Annotated in this window: 16 protein-coding genes; 9 read left to right on the top strand and 7 right to left on the bottom strand. The window is 55.4% G+C overall.

Features of this window, described 5'->3' with window-relative positions; translation table 11 throughout:
* The first annotated feature begins 12 nt into the window (after positions 1 to 12).
* Together K3729_07000 and K3729_06995 are read left to right on the top strand one after the other, a co-directional pair.
* Complete coding sequence (locus tag K3729_07000) at positions 13 to 648, top strand: hemolysin III family protein (GenBank protein ID UWR00972.1); 636 nt, start codon at positions 13 to 15, stop codon at positions 646 to 648.
* Between the two features lie 178 nt (positions 649 to 826).
* On the top strand, positions 827 to 1,123 hold the full coding sequence (locus K3729_06995) for a hypothetical protein (GenBank protein UWR00512.1): 297 nt from the start codon (positions 827 to 829) through the stop codon (positions 1,121 to 1,123).
* Here the strand turns inward: K3729_06995 and K3729_06990 are convergent.
* Positions 1,120 to 1,902: a M48 family metalloprotease gene (locus tag K3729_06990; protein UWR00511.1), complete on the bottom strand. Its 783-nt coding sequence runs from the start codon at positions 1,900 to 1,902 to the stop codon at positions 1,120 to 1,122. The two genes, K3729_06995 and K3729_06990, sit on opposite strands and share 4 nt — an antisense overlap.
* Positions 1,903 to 2,048: 146 nt before the next feature.
* Between K3729_06990 and K3729_06985 the strand changes: the two genes are divergently transcribed.
* From K3729_06985 to K3729_06970, 4 genes are all read left to right on the top strand, one after another.
* Positions 2,049 to 2,288 (top strand): hypothetical protein, encoded by a 240-nt coding sequence (locus K3729_06985; GenBank protein ID UWR00510.1) that lies wholly within the window; start codon positions 2,049 to 2,051, stop codon positions 2,286 to 2,288.
* Between the two features lie 62 nt (positions 2,289 to 2,350).
* Positions 2,351 to 3,451 (top strand): class II histone deacetylase, encoded by a 1,101-nt coding sequence (locus tag K3729_06980; GenBank protein ID UWR00971.1) that lies wholly within the window; start codon positions 2,351 to 2,353, stop codon positions 3,449 to 3,451.
* Between the two features lie 36 nt (positions 3,452 to 3,487).
* Complete coding sequence (locus K3729_06975) at positions 3,488 to 4,066, top strand: nitroreductase (GenBank protein UWR00509.1); 579 nt, start codon at positions 3,488 to 3,490, stop codon at positions 4,064 to 4,066.
* On the top strand, positions 4,063 to 4,755 hold the full coding sequence (locus K3729_06970; GenBank protein ID UWR00508.1) for an EI24 domain-containing protein: 693 nt from the start codon (positions 4,063 to 4,065) through the stop codon (positions 4,753 to 4,755). Before K3729_06975 ends, K3729_06970 begins: the two co-directional genes overlap by 4 nt.
* Here K3729_06970 and K3729_06965 read toward each other — a convergent pair.
* Together K3729_06965 and mce are read right to left on the bottom strand one after the other, a co-directional pair.
* Positions 4,742 to 5,029 carry a DUF1467 family protein gene (locus K3729_06965; protein UWR00970.1) on the bottom strand — a complete coding sequence of 96 codons (288 nt, stop codon included), beginning with the start codon at positions 5,027 to 5,029 and terminating at the stop codon, positions 4,742 to 4,744. The two genes, K3729_06970 and K3729_06965, sit on opposite strands and share 14 nt — an antisense overlap.
* 92 nt (positions 5,030 to 5,121) lie before the next feature.
* A complete protein-coding gene (gene mce / locus K3729_06960) occupies positions 5,122 to 5,526 on the bottom strand; it encodes a methylmalonyl-CoA epimerase (protein UWR00969.1) in 405 nt (134 codons plus the stop codon).
* 162 nt (positions 5,527 to 5,688) lie between these two features.
* On the opposite strand from mce, the gene K3729_06955 reads away from it, so the two are divergent.
* Positions 5,689 to 6,405 carry a response regulator gene (locus K3729_06955; GenBank protein UWR00507.1) on the top strand — a complete coding sequence of 239 codons (717 nt, stop codon included), beginning with the start codon at positions 5,689 to 5,691 and terminating at the stop codon, positions 6,403 to 6,405.
* Here the strand turns inward: K3729_06955 and K3729_06950 are convergent.
* Both K3729_06950 and aspS read right to left on the bottom strand, forming a co-directional pair.
* Entirely contained in the window at positions 6,398 to 7,105 is a 708-nt protein-coding gene (locus tag K3729_06950; GenBank protein UWR00506.1) for a GNAT family N-acetyltransferase, read from the bottom strand. The two genes, K3729_06955 and K3729_06950, sit on opposite strands and share 8 nt — an antisense overlap.
* A gap of 140 nt (positions 7,106 to 7,245) precedes the next feature.
* Positions 7,246 to 9,099 carry an aspartate--tRNA ligase gene (aspS, locus tag K3729_06945; GenBank protein UWR00505.1) on the bottom strand — a complete coding sequence of 618 codons (1,854 nt, stop codon included), beginning with the start codon at positions 9,097 to 9,099 and terminating at the stop codon, positions 7,246 to 7,248.
* Between the two features lie 253 nt (positions 9,100 to 9,352).
* On the opposite strand from aspS, the gene carB reads away from it, so the two are divergent.
* Complete coding sequence (gene carB / locus K3729_06940; protein ID UWR00504.1) at positions 9,353 to 12,685, top strand: carbamoyl-phosphate synthase large subunit; 3,333 nt, start codon at positions 9,353 to 9,355, stop codon at positions 12,683 to 12,685.
* 52 nt (positions 12,686 to 12,737) lie between these two features.
* Here the strand turns inward: carB and K3729_06935 are convergent, their stop codons facing one another.
* Both K3729_06935 and K3729_06930 read right to left on the bottom strand, forming a co-directional pair.
* Positions 12,738 to 13,367: an RES family NAD+ phosphorylase gene (locus tag K3729_06935; GenBank protein UWR00503.1), complete on the bottom strand. Its 630-nt coding sequence runs from the start codon at positions 13,365 to 13,367 to the stop codon at positions 12,738 to 12,740.
* Between the two features lie 61 nt (positions 13,368 to 13,428).
* Positions 13,429 to 13,809: an MbcA/ParS/Xre antitoxin family protein gene (locus K3729_06930; GenBank protein ID UWR00502.1), complete on the bottom strand. Its 381-nt coding sequence runs from the start codon at positions 13,807 to 13,809 to the stop codon at positions 13,429 to 13,431.
* 159 nt (positions 13,810 to 13,968) lie between these two features.
* Here K3729_06930 and K3729_06925 point away from each other — a divergent pair, with 159 nt between their 5' ends.
* Positions 13,969 to 15,183: an alpha/beta hydrolase gene (locus K3729_06925; GenBank protein ID UWR00501.1), complete on the top strand. Its 1,215-nt coding sequence runs from the start codon at positions 13,969 to 13,971 to the stop codon at positions 15,181 to 15,183.
* The last annotated feature ends 54 nt before the right edge of the window (positions 15,184 to 15,237 follow it).

Raw genomic sequence — 15,237 nt, 5'->3', positions numbered from 1 at the left:
AAAGAGGCCCAGATGTACCCTACCTACGCGAAATCAGAACGTATTGCCGACGGCAGCATGCACGCAATTGGCGTGATCGGCGCGTTGACCGGAACGATCCTGTTGATGGTTTGGACGGCGGGCGATGTATCGGCGTGGCAGATGACCGCGTTGGCGGTTTATGGCGTTGGGCTGATCACGACGTTTGCCGCGTCTGCATTTTACCATATGACGCCGTGGCCCACGATCCGCCCGATCCTGCGCCGGATTGATCACGCCGCGATCTATCTTAAGATTGCCGCCACCTATACGCCTTTGGTCGTCATGGTCGGTACGCCATTTGCTTATACGATCCTTGGTATTGTCTGGCTGCTGGGGCTGATCGGCATGACGCTAAAACTGTTCTTCTGGCAGACACCCGGTCGTTATGGTCCGGCGCTTTATCTGGTGATGGGCTGGCTCAGCGTCGGGCTGATCTGGTCGATCTGGCCTGTGTTGCCCGGCTCTGTCATCGCGCTGATCGCGGCGGGCGGGCTGACCTACACGGTCGGCGTTCTGTTCTACATCAGTAAGAAAAAGTACACGACAGCGATCTGGCATGGGTTTGTCGTGGCAGCGTCAGCTTGTTTCTGGGCCGCGATTTTGATCGGTGCGATGTCGTCAATCTAACAGCGCATTCCGAAAAGGCGGGGAAACCTTACCCTGCATTCCCCTGAAAGTCAGGATTGCCTGACCTGACGTCAAGGATGGCCGTTTCTACAGTGTTTATACCGCACCGTGGACGGCCTCCCAAAGGACTATTTGCTTCCTTGTTCACGGTGCTCTTTTTGACAGGACACATAGAACGATGACGTATTTTAGCAGTATCCCAACCGAAGTTCTCGACGCCATAGGCGTCGCGGGCTTCGGTTTATACGTGATGAATTACGGGCTCTTGACCGTTCAACGCATCCAGTCCCATCAGGCCTTGTATTTCATGATCAATGGATTGGCCGCCGCTATGGTGCTGATCGGCCTCATGAGCGCCTTTAACCTAGCCGCAGCGTTGATCCAGATCTTTTGGATCGTGATCTCCATCATCGCGATCATCATCCGCCTACGCAAACCCGTTGACCCCGTTTTTGCCCACCAATCCAAAAGCTAGAAACCAAACCGCGCGGCGGTCCGCTGTACGATTGCGACCCGATCAGCATTGGCCGGATGGGTGCCCAAGAACGAATTGCCCGGATCAGGGATACGGAAAAAGAAGTCAGCACCGCGCAACGGGTTATACCCTGCTTTTGCGGTGATAATGGTGCCTAGCGCGTCGGCCTCGAGTTCGAAGTCTTTCGAATAGGTCCGCGCCCCCAAGGCCGCACCAAATTCTTGCGCTGCTAACACGGCATCCGGATTTGCCCCCCCGATCAAGCCTGCCACCTGTCCAAAGACCGCAGCCCCCACGGTCGCGTTCTGACGTTGCCGCATCAAATGCCCTTCGATGTGATGGGCCGCTTCATGCGCAAGGATAAAAGCCATTTCATCGCGATTACGGACCTCGACGATCAGCGGAATTGTGAAGGCGACAATCGGTCGACCGCTGTCATCCAACGTCTGATAGGCATTGGGCGGCAGGTTAGGACGGTCGTCCACAACGATACGGAAATCACAGTTGGCTTGCGGGGCTCTTGCGCGGCATTCGGCTTCGGCGACCGGTTCGACGGTTTCGATCACTTCGATAAAACTGCGGACCGCATTGCGGGCAAATGCGCGGGAACCTTCGGGAATGGTCGCGGGATCAGGTGCGCTGACCTCTACGGGCGTTTTGGCGATCGTATCGGGCGTGTTGCCGCTGCGATCAATTGGAACCGCACATGCGCCAAGCAAACCACACAGAAGCAATGGGAGGTGTCTGACCATGTTGATCGGCGTCCTTATCGTTTGCATGGTGTTCTAGCGACCATTCATGAACAATCCTTGTACGGCAGCAGTTTACGAAGCTTCACACAGTTCTTCCAGCCCTTCACAGCCCGTGATCACACGATTGGCATACTGTCGCTTGCAAACCGTCCGGACACAGGTAAGCTTCTGATATGTTTACAATCGAGCACACATTTGACTGTTCCGTTATCACCCTAGTGGACGAAGGACAGGCCCCCCTGAACGAAGACGTGATCCTGAATGCATTTGAAGACTGCATCACAGTCACGCAGTTTGATCCGCGCACTGAAGAAGCTGTCAAAATCACGCTTTCCCTTGAACAAGTCCGTGATCTGGGGGCCGCTCTGGATCTGCCAGAAGGTATTTACCGGATCAGGCCAGAGCAAGATTAGGCGCGTGGCGCAGGCCGCTCCGGCGGGGGTATTTAACGCCTAAATTAGCAAAGGGACCGATGATGACGACTGGGTTTTATTGGGATGAGCGGTGCTTTTGGCATGGCGGCGGCAACTATGCTGGCACCTTGCCCGTCGGTGGTTTGGTTCAGCCCTTGGATGGCGGCCTTCCCGAAAGTCCCGAGACAAAACGGCGGTTGAAGAATCTGATCGACGTGACGGGGCTGGCCCGCGATCTCGATCTGCGCGGCGCAGTCCCTGCTAGCATGGAAGACCTTTTGCGCGTTCATCCCGAAAGCTATCTGGCGACGTTCAAAGCGATGTCAGACGCAGGCGGCGGAGAAATCGGTCTGCGCACGCCGTTCGGTCAGGGCGGTTTCGAAATCGCAGCCTTGTCGGCGGGGCTTGCGAAACAGGCTTTGCTTGATGTTTTGGACGGTCATGTCGGCAATGCTTATGCTTTGTCGCGTCCGCCTGGACATCATTGCCTACCCGATTTCCCGAACGGGTTCTGTCTGCTGGCCAATATCGCAATCGCGATTGAAGCCGCCATGGCGCAAGGCAAGGCCCAAAAGGTCGCGGTGCTGGATTGGGACGTGCATCACGGCAATGGCACGGAGGCGATTTTCTACGACCGTGCAGATGTGCTGACCGTGTCCCTGCACCAAGAACGCAATTACCCGCTTGATACCGGCGACTTTGCAGATCGTGGGCGTGGCGCCGGCGAAGGCGCTAACCTGAACATCCCCCTGCCCCCCGGAACAGGTCATATTGGGTATCTGCAAGCGATGGATCGCCTTGCCCTGCCCGCGATCCGTGCTTTTGCCCCTGACGTATTGATCATTGCTTGCGGTTTTGATGCCGCAGCGACAGACCCGCTGTCGCGCACGATGGCGCATCAAGGCACGTTTCAAGCCATGACCGCCCGCGTCATGGACCTCGCCGCAGAGGTTTGCGCGGGTAATCTGGTCATGGTGCATGAGGGCGGATATTCAGAAACCTATGTCCCATTTTGCGGCCATGCCGTGCTGTCGGAAATGTCGGGCAGCGGGATCACGGCACCTGATCCCTACGGTGAAACCTGGATCAAACGCCAACCTGATGCACGTTTTGATGCTTACCTCGACGGGATCATTACAGATATGGCACAAGCGCTGGGTTAACCTTATAACACGTCCAAACGGTCCTTCGGAGCTTTCATGCCTACACGTAACGACGCTGCCCTCGATTTCCTGATGACCCGCCGATCACGTCCTGCGAAGACGCTGACTGGGCCTGTGCCAGATCAGGACACATTGCTGACATTGCTGACGGCCGCAGCCCGCACGCCCGATCACGGTAAACTGGAACCTTGGCGCTTTATCGTTCTGGAAAAGCAGGCGTTGTTGCGCTTGTCATCGCTGGTTCTGGATCGTGGAACTGCTTTGGGTAAAGACAAAGACATGATCACAAAAGCCATCGATCAATATGCGAATGCAGAATTGGCCGTGGCGGTGATTAGCGCACCAAAACCGTCCGAAAAAATCCCTGCGATTGAACAAATCTATTCGGCGGGCGCGGTCTGTTTGTCGTTGCTGAACGCGGCACTCGCTGCTGGATGGGGCGCGAACTGGCTGTCCGGATGGGCATCGCACGATGCGACTTTCGCGCGCGAAGGGCTTGGTCTGGCCGATCACGAAACGATTGCGGGCTTTATCCATATCGGAACAGAAACATCTGCCCCGCCCGAACGCCCGCGTCCGGATATTGATACGATCACCACATGGGTAGCCGAATGATATTTGACGACTTCTTCAAAGCCATCGGCCAAATGCCGGACCCAAGATTCCGTCGCGTTTTGTGGCTTGGGATTATGCTGACGATTGCATTGCTGGTCGGTGCTTATGCGCTAATCCTTTGGTTCATTTCAGCCACCACCAGCGAAGGGATCGAGATTCCGGGCGTTGATGGACCGGTGACATGGATCGGTGATTTGCTTGGCTGGGGGTCGCTTGCGATCATGCTGGTCCTGTCAGTGTTCCTGATGGTGCCTGTGGCGTCAGCAATTACATCGCTCTTTCTGGACGACGTCGCCCAAGCCGTCGAAGACAAACACTACCCGCATCTCAAACCTGTGCCGCGCGTGCCGTTCTTTGACGGATTGCGGGACACCGTTAATTTTCTGGGCGTTCTGATCGGGGCAAATATTCTTGCGATATTTGCTTATATCGCGCTGCCGTTTCTGTCGTTTGCCATCTTTTACGGTCTCAACGGCTATCTGCTAGGTCGGGAATATTTCCAAGTCGTCGCGATGCGGCGCTTGGGACGCCAAGGCGCAAAAGACCTGCGCAAACAGCACAAAGGCCAAATCTGGATGGCAGGCTGCCTGATGGCTGTCCCGCTGTCGATCCCGCTGATCAATCTTGTGATCCCAATCTTAGGCGCGGCGACATTCACCCATCTGTTTCACAGGCTTAGTCGGCGCTGACTGCAGGGGTGGCCATCCGGTCGAACCAATCAAGATCGCGCACGGTGATCGCACCTGACAGGATCGTTCCCGCGATGATAACCCAAAGACCAAATGCCCAATAGGTCGTGATCTTGGCTTTACGTTTAACCTGCGGATGGGCGGGTGCGGACGCATGGGTGCCCGGCACGATTTCGCCTTCGTCGCCTTGACTGACCATGCGCAGGGGCAGCACCACAAAAAACACCATGAACCAGATCACGGCAAACAGAACAATCGCAGACGTAATGCCCATCATGGACCTTTCCGGGCACAGGGCCCTGTTTCTTTTGGCTCTAAATATCCTCGCCGGAGGCTCCGGCAAGGGCCAATCGCGCAATCAGTCGTTTAGACCTGTTCGAGCTCAACCAAGCATCCGTTGAAGTCCTTGGGGTGCAAGAACAAAACCGGCTTGCCATGCGCACCGATTTTTGGCTCGCCGGACCCCAAAACCCGAGCGCCTTCGGCAAGCAAATGGTCGCGTGCAGCAAGAATGTCATCAACTTCATAGCAGATGTGATGGATACCGCCTGCTGGGTTCTTTTCCAGAAAGCCGTTGATCGGGGATTCGTCGCCAAGCGGGTACAACAATTCGATCTTCGTATTTGGCAATTCGATAAAGACAACAGTTACACCGTGATCCGGTTCATCCTGCGGGGCGCCGACATTTGCACCAAGCGTGTTGCGATACTGCGCGCTTGCGGCTTCTAGATCAGGAACGGCAATAGCAACGTGGTTCAAGCGACCGATCATATCGGGTCTCCTTTGGATCAGGTATTCGTCTTTGGCTTGGGGTGTTATGCCAGCCAACCCCTGCCCCCGCAATTGGCCAAGCTGCGGCATTCTGGCCTGTCTTAAGGACCTGTTCACCTTGTGATGCGTCAATAGGGACAGCTATCAGAATCGGGGAATAACATGGACGGCACAGAGGATCTATTTCTACACCAACCCGCCACCGCGCGACGGCCCCTTCTGGGATTGACCGTCTTGGTGGTCGAAGACAGTCGTTTTGCAAGCGAAGCAATTCGCCTGCTTTGCTTACGTTCAGGTGCACGTATTCGGCGCGCCGACAGCCTAGCACATGCAGAACGACATCTGCGCATTTACCGACCTTGCGTGATGATCGTCGATGTTGGCCTGCCGGACGGATCGGGGCTGAAACTGATCAATGACATGTCCAGCGCCGTGCCACGGATCGACGTTATTCTGGGCACCAGCGGTGACGACGCGATGGCATCGCAGGTCATGGCGAACGGGGCCGATGGATTTCTCGCGAAACCGATCCTGTCGTTGTCTGCGTTTCAAGACGCGATCCTGTCGCATTTGCCGCAGGACAGGCAACCGCCCGGCCCGCGTTTGTTAAGCGATGAAGAAGTGCAGCCAGACATGATCGCGTTCCACGACGACCTAAGCCACGTGGCGCAAGTGCTTGATGGCGGTCAGGAACTTGCCTCAATCGACTATGTAACCCAATTCCTTGGCGGCGTTGCGCGTAGTGTATCAGACCCTGATCTAGGTAACGCGGTCGACGAACTTGCCCTGCGACGCACCAACGGTGAACCGCTAAAGCCGCAAATTGCGCAGCTTGCAGCGCTGGTGCAGGCGCGATTGGCGAGCGCGGAATTTATGTGACTGGATCGGCTTGAAACAGATGTGGCCGAGTCAATTCGGCTAGCGACACCCGTTGTTGGCCAGACGCATCGAAATTGGATGGGGCGAACCATTTCACAAATGCGGATTGCACATTGGGCCAATCATCGTCCGTCAGCGCGAACCAAGCTGTATCCCTGTTCCGGTCTTTCACAATCAGATGTTTACGAAACACGCCTTCATACGAAAAACCCATACGCTGCGCCGCTTTGCGCGATGGCATGTTCAGCGCGTTACATTTCCATTCGACACGGCGATACCCGTTGGCAATCGCCCAATCGATCATCAGGAAAAACGCCTCTGTCGCGATGGGTGTGCGCTGCAACGCGGGCGACAGGTTCACATTCCCAATCTCGATGCTGCCCATATCAGGGTCGACCGTCCAAAAGCAGGCATAGCCGAGCGGTTTTGGATCATCTGCCGCGGTGATCGTATAGCAAGGTTGCATGGGGCGTGATGCGTTGTCGTGCACGATCTTGGTAAACGCTGCTTTGTTGGCGGGCGCTTCCCCGTAAAGGTAATCCCAGACCTGAGGCGCATCCTGAAAGACGTCCCACAAACCATCGACATCGGTCGCCGCGTCGAGCGGGCGAATAGCAGCCCATCGACCAGACAATGTTAAATCTGTCGGACGTCGGGCAGGTTTCCAGTTCTCGACAATCGGACCAAGAGGGCGGGACATAATTCACTTTCTTTCTCGATTTTGGCCAACGTGGCCCAACTTGGTGGGCATTTGCTAGGGCAAAACAACAAGACAGCGATCAAAAACGAAAATGGGCGCGGAAGCCAATGCCCGCGCCCATTCCCAAACTCTAATGATCTTTAGCTTTCGACTGGCAGAACGCGCAGGTTCAGTTCGCGCAATTGTTCGTTCTGCGGATCGTTTGGCGCGCCCATCATCAGGTCTTCGGCACGTTGGTTCATCGGGAACATGATGACTTCGCGGATGTTGGTGGCGTCGGCCAAAAGCATCACGATCCGGTCGATCCCAGCGGCGCAACCACCGTGTGGCGGGGCACCGTATTGGAACGCATTCACCATCCCGCCGAAGCGCTTTTCAACTTCGTCTGCGCCGTAACCTGCGATTTCAAACGCCTTGAACATGATTTCAGGACGGTGGTTCCGGATCGCACCGGACACCAATTCGTAGCCGTTACAGGCCAGATCGTATTGGTAGCCCAAGACGTCCTCTGGATCGCCTTCGAGTGCGGCCATACCACCTTGCGGCATTGAGAACGGGTTGTGTTCGAAATCGATTTTGCCAGTTTCTTCGTCACGCTCGTAGATCGGGAAATCGACGATCCAAGCAAATGCAAAACGGTTCGTGTCGGTCAGGCCAAGTTCGTCACCGATAGTGACACGAGCACGGCCAGCGACCGCTTCAAACGCTTTCGGCTTACCGCCAAGGAAGAACGCCGCATCGCCAAGTCCAAGGCCCAGCTGCTGACGGATCGCTTCGGTCCGCTCTGGCCCGATGTTTTTCGCCAATGGTCCAGCCGCTTCCATGCCGCCTTCAACTTCGCCGGATTTCAGTTTGGCCTGCGCTTCTTTTACAGTGATCCCAAGCTCTTGAGCCACGGCATCCGCTGTCTTTTCGCGCCAGAAGATATAGCCCATGCCAGGCAGACCTTCTTTTTGCGCAAAGGCATTCATGCGATCACAGAATTTACGCGATCCGCCTGTTGGAGCAGGAATGGCGCGGACTTCGGTGCCGTCTTGTTCCAGCAACTTCGCGAAGATCGCAAAGCCGGAATCTTTGAAATGTTCGGACACAACCTGCATCTTAATCGGGTTCCGCAGGTCAGGCTTATCAGACCCGTACCACAGGGCAGCATCGCGGTAAGAAATCTGTTCCCACGTCTGGTCAACCTTACGGCCACCGCCGAATTCTTCGAAAATACCCGTGATGACAGGCTGGATCGTGTCGAACACGTCCTGCTGTTCAACAAACGACATTTCGAGGTCGAGCTGGTAGAAATCTGTCGGCGAACGATCAGCGCGTGGGTCTTCGTCGCGGAAACACGGCGCGATCTGGAAGTACTTGTCGTAGCCAGACACCATGATCAGCTGTTTGAACTGCTGTGGGGCCTGCGGCAATGCGTAGAATTTGCCCGGATGCAGACGAGACGGGATCAAGAAGTCGCGCGCACCTTCTGGCGATGACGATGTGATGATCGGCGTTTGGTATTCGCGGAAACCGGTGTCCCACATGCGTTTGCGCATGGACGCCACAACGTCTGACCGTAGCTTCATGTTCTCTTGCATCGCTTCACGACGCAGGTCGAGGTAGCGGTATTTCAGGCGTGTTTCCTCAGGATATTCCTGATCGCCGAACACCATCAAAGGCAGTTCTTTGGATTCACCCAACACTTCGATCGCGCGGATGAACACTTCGACTTCGCCGGTTGGCAATTTGCTGTTCACCAGTTCAGGGTCACGCGCCTTCACTTCGCCATCGATGCGGATACACCATTCCGACCGTACCTTTTCCACGTCCGCGAAGGCCGCCGAATCCGGGTCACACAACACCTGTGTGATGCCGTAGTGGTCGCGCAGATCGATAAAAAGGATACCGCCATGATCGCGCACCCGATTGACCCAACCGGACAGACGAACAGTTTCGCCAACATTGGCGGCAGTCAGGGCGGCGCAGGAATGGGAACGATAGGCGTGCATTATAAGGTCCTTCACGAGACGAATTTGCCCCGTCTACACCTTGTTGCACAACCAAAGTCAAGCAAACCAAACCGCGACATGGCTTGTTTTGTGCAATCAGCGCGACGCACCCCGATTTTTCGCGAAATTTCATCCGACTTTTCCGGAAAGATCGCCTTGCCGTGTCGACTGTGAAAAACATCCAAAATCTACCTTGCACATGCCCGCGCCATCCCTATAACGCAGGACAATTTGCATATACTGGGGGTCTACCATGCCAAAACGTGATGATATCAAGTCGATCATGATTATCGGTGCAGGCCCTATTATTATTGGGCAAGCCTGCGAATTCGATTATTCCGGTGCTCAGGCCTGTAAGGCGCTGCGCGAAGAAGGCTACCGCGTCGTTCTCGTGAACTCTAACCCTGCGACGATCATGACTGATCCGGGTCTGGCAGACGCGACTTATATTGAGCCGATCACGCCTGAAGTCGTCGCCAAGATCATCGAAAAAGAACGTCCCGATGCGCTGCTGCCAACAATGGGCGGTCAGACTGGTTTGAACACGTCGCTTGCGCTCGAAGAAATGGGCGTTTTGGAAAAGTTCAACGTTCAGATGATTGGTGCAAACCGCGAAGCCATTGAAATGGCAGAAGATCGCAAACTGTTCCGCGAAGCGATGGATCGCCTTGGTATCGAAAACCCGAAGGCCACGATCGTCACAGCACCAAAAAATGATGCCGGTAAATTCGACATTCAAGCGGGTCTTCAGCTTGCGATTGATGCTATCGAATACGTGGGTCTGCCAGCCATTATCCGCCCTGCCTTTACTCTTGGCGGCACCGGCGGTGGCGTCGCATACAACCGCGAAGAATACGAATTTTACTGCCGCTCTGGGATGGAAGCGTCCCCCGTCGGTCAGATCCTCGTCGATGAATCACTGCTCGGCTGGAAAGAGTTCGAGATGGAAGTCGTCCGGGACAAAGCCGACAACGCGATCATCGTCTGTGCCATCGAAAACGTCGACCCAATGGGTGTGCACACCGGCGATTCGATCACGGTGGCCCCTGCCCTGACGCTGACTGACAAAGAATATCAGATCATGCGGACCCATTCGATCAACGTTCTGCGCGAGATCGGGGTCGAGACTGGCGGGTCTAACGTACAGTGGGCTGTGAACCCTGCTGACGGTCGTATGGTCGTCATCGAAATGAACCCGCGGGTGTCGCGTTCGTCTGCTTTGGCATCCAAGGCCACAGGTTTCCCGATTGCGAAAATCGCCGCGAAACTGGCGGTTGGTTACACGTTGGACGAGCTGGACAATGACATCACAGGCGTCACCCCTGCGTCATTTGAACCTACAATCGACTATGTCGTCACAAAGATCCCGCGGTTCGCGTTTGAGAAATTCGCTGGCTCTGAACCACATCTGACCACAGCGATGAAGTCCGTTGGCGAAGCGATGGCAATTGGTCGGACGTTCCACGAATCCATGCAAAAGGCGCTCGCGTCGATGGAAACGGGTCTGACCGGTTTTGACGAAATCGACATCCCCGGTGCACCTGAAATTCCTGCGATCACCAAAGAGCTGGCCAAACAAACTCCGGATCGTATCCGCGTGATCGCCCAAGCCATGCGGCACGGCTTGTCCGACGACGATATCCATGCGGTCACCAAATTCGACCCTTGGTTCCTCGCGCGTATTCGCGAGATCGTTCAGAAAGAAGCCGAAATCGCGGTGAACGGCTTGCCCGTGACCGAGTCTGGTTTGCGTGCCGTTAAGATGATGGGCTTTACCGACGCCCGCCTTGCAAAGCTGACGGGTCGCGATGAAGATAACGTGCGCCGCGCGCGTCAGAACCTCGGCGTGAATGCATCGTTCAAACGGATCGACACCTGTGCGGCAGAATTTGAGGCGCAAACGCCTTATATGTACTCCACCTACGAAGCCCCCGTGATGGGCGACGTGGAATGCGAGGCGCGTCCGTCTGATCGTAAGAAAGTCGTCATTCTTGGCGGTGGTCCAAACCGGATCGGCCAAGGGATCGAATTCGATTACTGCTGCTGTCACGCCTGTTTTGCGCTGACCGATCAGGGCTATGAGACGATCATGATCAACTGCAACCCAGAAACCGTGTCGACTGACTATGACACCTCTGACCGTTTGTATTTTGAACCGCTGACGTTCGAACACGTGATGGAAATTCTGCGGGTTGAGCAGGAAAATGGCACGCTTCACGGTGTGATCGTCCAATTTGGCGGTCAGACGCCGTTGAAACTGGCGAACGCGCTGGAATCCGAAGGTATTCCGATCCTTGGCACCACGCCAGACGCAATTGATCTGGCGGAAGACCGTGAGCGTTTCCAACAGCTTGTGAACAAACTTGGTCTTAAGCAGCCTGTGAACGGCATCGCATCGACAGATGCTGAGGCGCTCGAAATTGCTGAAGGCATCGGCTTCCCGCTGGTCATTCGTCCGTCCTTTGTTCTGGGTGGCCGCGCGATGGAGATCGTGCGCGATATGGACCAGCTGCGCCGTTATATTTCTGAGGCCGTTGTGGTGTCTGGCGACAGCCCTGTTCTGCTCGACAGCTACTTGTCTGGCGCTGTTGAGGTCGATGTTGACTGCCTGTCTGATGGCAAAGCGACCCATGTTGCAGGCATCATGCAGCATATTGAAGAAGCTGGCGTTCATTCCGGTGACAGTGCCTGTTCACTGCCGCCGCACAGCTTGTCCGACGCGATGATTGCTGAAATTCGCAAGCAAACAGAAGCACTTGCAAAGGCGCTGAACGTTGTTGGCCTGATGAACATTCAGTTCGCGGTGAAAGACGAAGAGGTCTATCTGATCGAGGTGAACCCACGCGCATCCCGTACCGTACCGTTTGTCGCGAAAGCAACGGACAGCGCAATCGCATCTATCGCTGCGCGTCTGATGGCGGGTGAACCGCTGTCCAACTTCCCGCTGCGCGAGCCATATCCTGTGTCTGAAAATCCAATGGATGTGCTGCCGATGGGCGACGCGTTTACATTGGCCGATCCAAAAACACCGTGGTTCTCTGTGAAAGAAGCCGTGCTGCCATTCGCACGCTTCCCCGGCGTGGATACGATCCTTGGGCCAGAAATGCGGTCGACTGGTGAAGTCATGGGCTGGGATCGTAACTTTGCCCGCGCATTTCTGAAAGCGCAGATGGGCGCAGGCGTTGATCTGCCAACTGAAGGCACCGTGTTCCTGTCGATCAAAGATATGGACAAAACCGACGCGATGATCGAAGCCTGCACCATTATGACATCGCTTGGCTATGACATCGTGGCGACGCGCGGGACAGCATCGTGGCTGTCAGAGAACAACGTTACCTGCGAAGTTGTGAACAAGGTCTATGAAGGCGGATTGACGATCGTTGACCGCCTGAAAGACGGGCATATTGCGCTTGTCATGAACACCACCGAAGGTGCGCAAGCTGTTGAAGATAGTCGTGAAATCCGCGCCGTCGCACTTTACGACAAGATCCCGTACTTCACTACGGCTGCGGCTTCCCACGCTGCCGCCTTGGCCCTGCGCGAACAAGCAGGTGGTGAAGTTGGTGTGCGGTCTTTGCAGGGCTAACCTGACAACAATCGGTTTGAAGAATGGCTGTGCTGAAAAGCATGGCCATTTTTTATGGGATGATGATCCTCGGGTCGTCCGCGAACATGGTAAACGGGAATTCTAACCGCCCTTCCCCGAACCGTTGGGTCGCGAAAAGGCCGTGTTCCCCAAATCGAAACCACCACCCTTGGGTTTCACCGATGCCAGATTTGAACGCGGCACATGTGAGCACGGCAAGGTTGACCCCGCCTTTATCGCGAACCGACGGGAACCGGATAATCTGTCCATCCGCTGCGCGAACTTGTGCTGCCAACGTGTGAGGTGCCGCATAATTCGTAGGGTCCACATATGGCCCAACGTCGTCAAAAGTTGTGATGTCTACAGTTGCCCCGCCTACTTGCGTTCGAAACGCCGTCATCTCAAAGGGGCGTGGTGATGGGGAAGTATCGGGGCTTTCGAGGTAAAATAGCACACGATAGAAGGCGACTTCGGTCGCGCATGTTTCGACCTTTTCAGAGGCGTAATAGACACCGCGCCGGTCCCCCTTTTCGCGAAATCGCGTAGCATGGCGGGCTGTGTATCTGAAGGGCGTGTATTGCAGATAGTGCAGGTGTTGGCAGGCCGCAGGCACAGGCGGTTTGGACAGATCCAGCATGTCTTCCAGCAACGCCTGTTCATCCACACTATCGACAAGTTTCATCGTGGAGGATGTATTCTGATCCTCCACAAACCGCCAACAGGCCCCCAGATAGGGGCTTAATTCAAAGGGGGGCGCGGCGTTGGTCAAGGTAGCTGACGGTATCAACGAGCCCGTAAACAGATTTCATGTACTGCAATGGCGGTGCACCCAATGCCGTGTTTTCATGACGCAACCAAGCAGCAGCAGTCGCTTCATCGCCACCAACGATCGCATCCAATGACCGATACGCACGGATAAAATGAGCCGCAAGTTCCGCAGGTTTGCTTTCCATCGCCAAAACGGCGGACCCAGATTTCAGGTTACTGACAAACGAGGGGGAAACGCCAATAATTTCAGACAGTTCCCTATTCGTGACCTTTAACAATGCCGCAGCGCGCAACACCGCCTTGGTCAACACAGTTGCCCTTTGATCAACGTCACGTGGTTTCAATTGTAAGGTCATTGGTGCTCCTTTACAGGATCAACATAGCAACACTGGTGTAAAATTTCAAGCATTACTACACAGGTGTTCACTGGTGGCAGCAAAATGCCCCCTATGCAATCACAGCTGTCGCTGCCAAACTCCATACATTCCAATTATAGTAAGACGCTTGGCATTATCATGATCCTTTTGCGACTGATTACAATGATTGCGGCCCTCTTGGGGTACAACTGGACAGCCAGCCCGCAACCCGTTGTGCCTGAGGCAATGATCGTGGTGCCAGATGCGCCATGGGATGGCGGCGATATCAACCGCGGCTCGGAGCCCCCAATCGCCGAACTATTCCCCCAAGCGGTGCCACCACCACCGGTGGCTGCCGCGCCGCCGCCAGTGCAAGACGAAAACTACGCGACCGTTGATCTGACCTTTGCAACAAACCGGGCGGAAATTCCCAACGCCCCACTCCCCGAACGCTTTGGCGGGGAACTGGCTGAACTCGTCTATGGTACTGCGACGGTATCGATCCCACACGACCACGAACCCGGCGTGCTGGAAAGTCAGAACTGGTTCATGTCGCTGATCGTCGCGCCTAATCCGGAAAGCCATGTATTGGTCCAAGACCTTGCAGTCATTGACCGCGACACTGTTTTGTCGATCCTGAACGGTCAAGCCGCCGATGGGAACCGTGCAATTCTGGCCTATATCCATGGCTACAACACCAGTTTTGACAAAGCGGCGCGGCGCATGGGGCAGATGGCGTATGACCTGAATTGGACGGGCGGGACGTTCTTTTACAGCTGGCCATCGCAGGGTCAGGCGAAAGATTATCTGGTTGATGACACGACGGCAGAACGATCCGTCAGGGTGATGAAACAAGTGCTGACTGACCTCGGAACGTCCGCAGATGCCGACCGGATCATTCTGATCGCACATTCGATGGGGACGCGGGTTTTAAGCCGCGCGTTGCAAGAACTTGTCGCCGAACGAAACCCGGCGGCGGACCGGATCACAACAGTCATCCTTGCCGCCCCTGACATCGACAAAGCGGTTTTCATCGACGATATCGCGCCGCGCCTGACCGCCATGACCAACGCGACCGTCACGCTATACGCATCGTCCGAAGACACCGCCCTGAAGGCATCACAGGCCGCACGCGGTTTTCCACGAATTGGCGATAGTAGTGACGGGCTTGTTCTGATCGATGGGATTGAGATCGTCGATGCAACAGGTGCGGAAAGCGATTTCTTTGGACACACGTATTTCGGGGATAATGCGCGGATCATCGACGACATGAGCGGATTGATCAACGACGGACTGCCAGCGGCAAGTCGCCCTATGCTGTCCCCCGTTCCCTTTGGCGACGGTACATTTTGGCGCATACGTAACGTAGAGTAACGTGTCGTTAAGATGGACGCTTCGCCCAACCGCGCATAAGGTTTGCGGACCTAA

Source organism: Rhodobacteraceae bacterium S2214 (assembly GCA_025141675.1).
Lineage (GTDB): Bacteria > Pseudomonadota > Alphaproteobacteria > Rhodobacterales > Rhodobacteraceae > Yoonia.
This window is presented reverse-complemented; position numbering and strand designations above follow the sequence as displayed.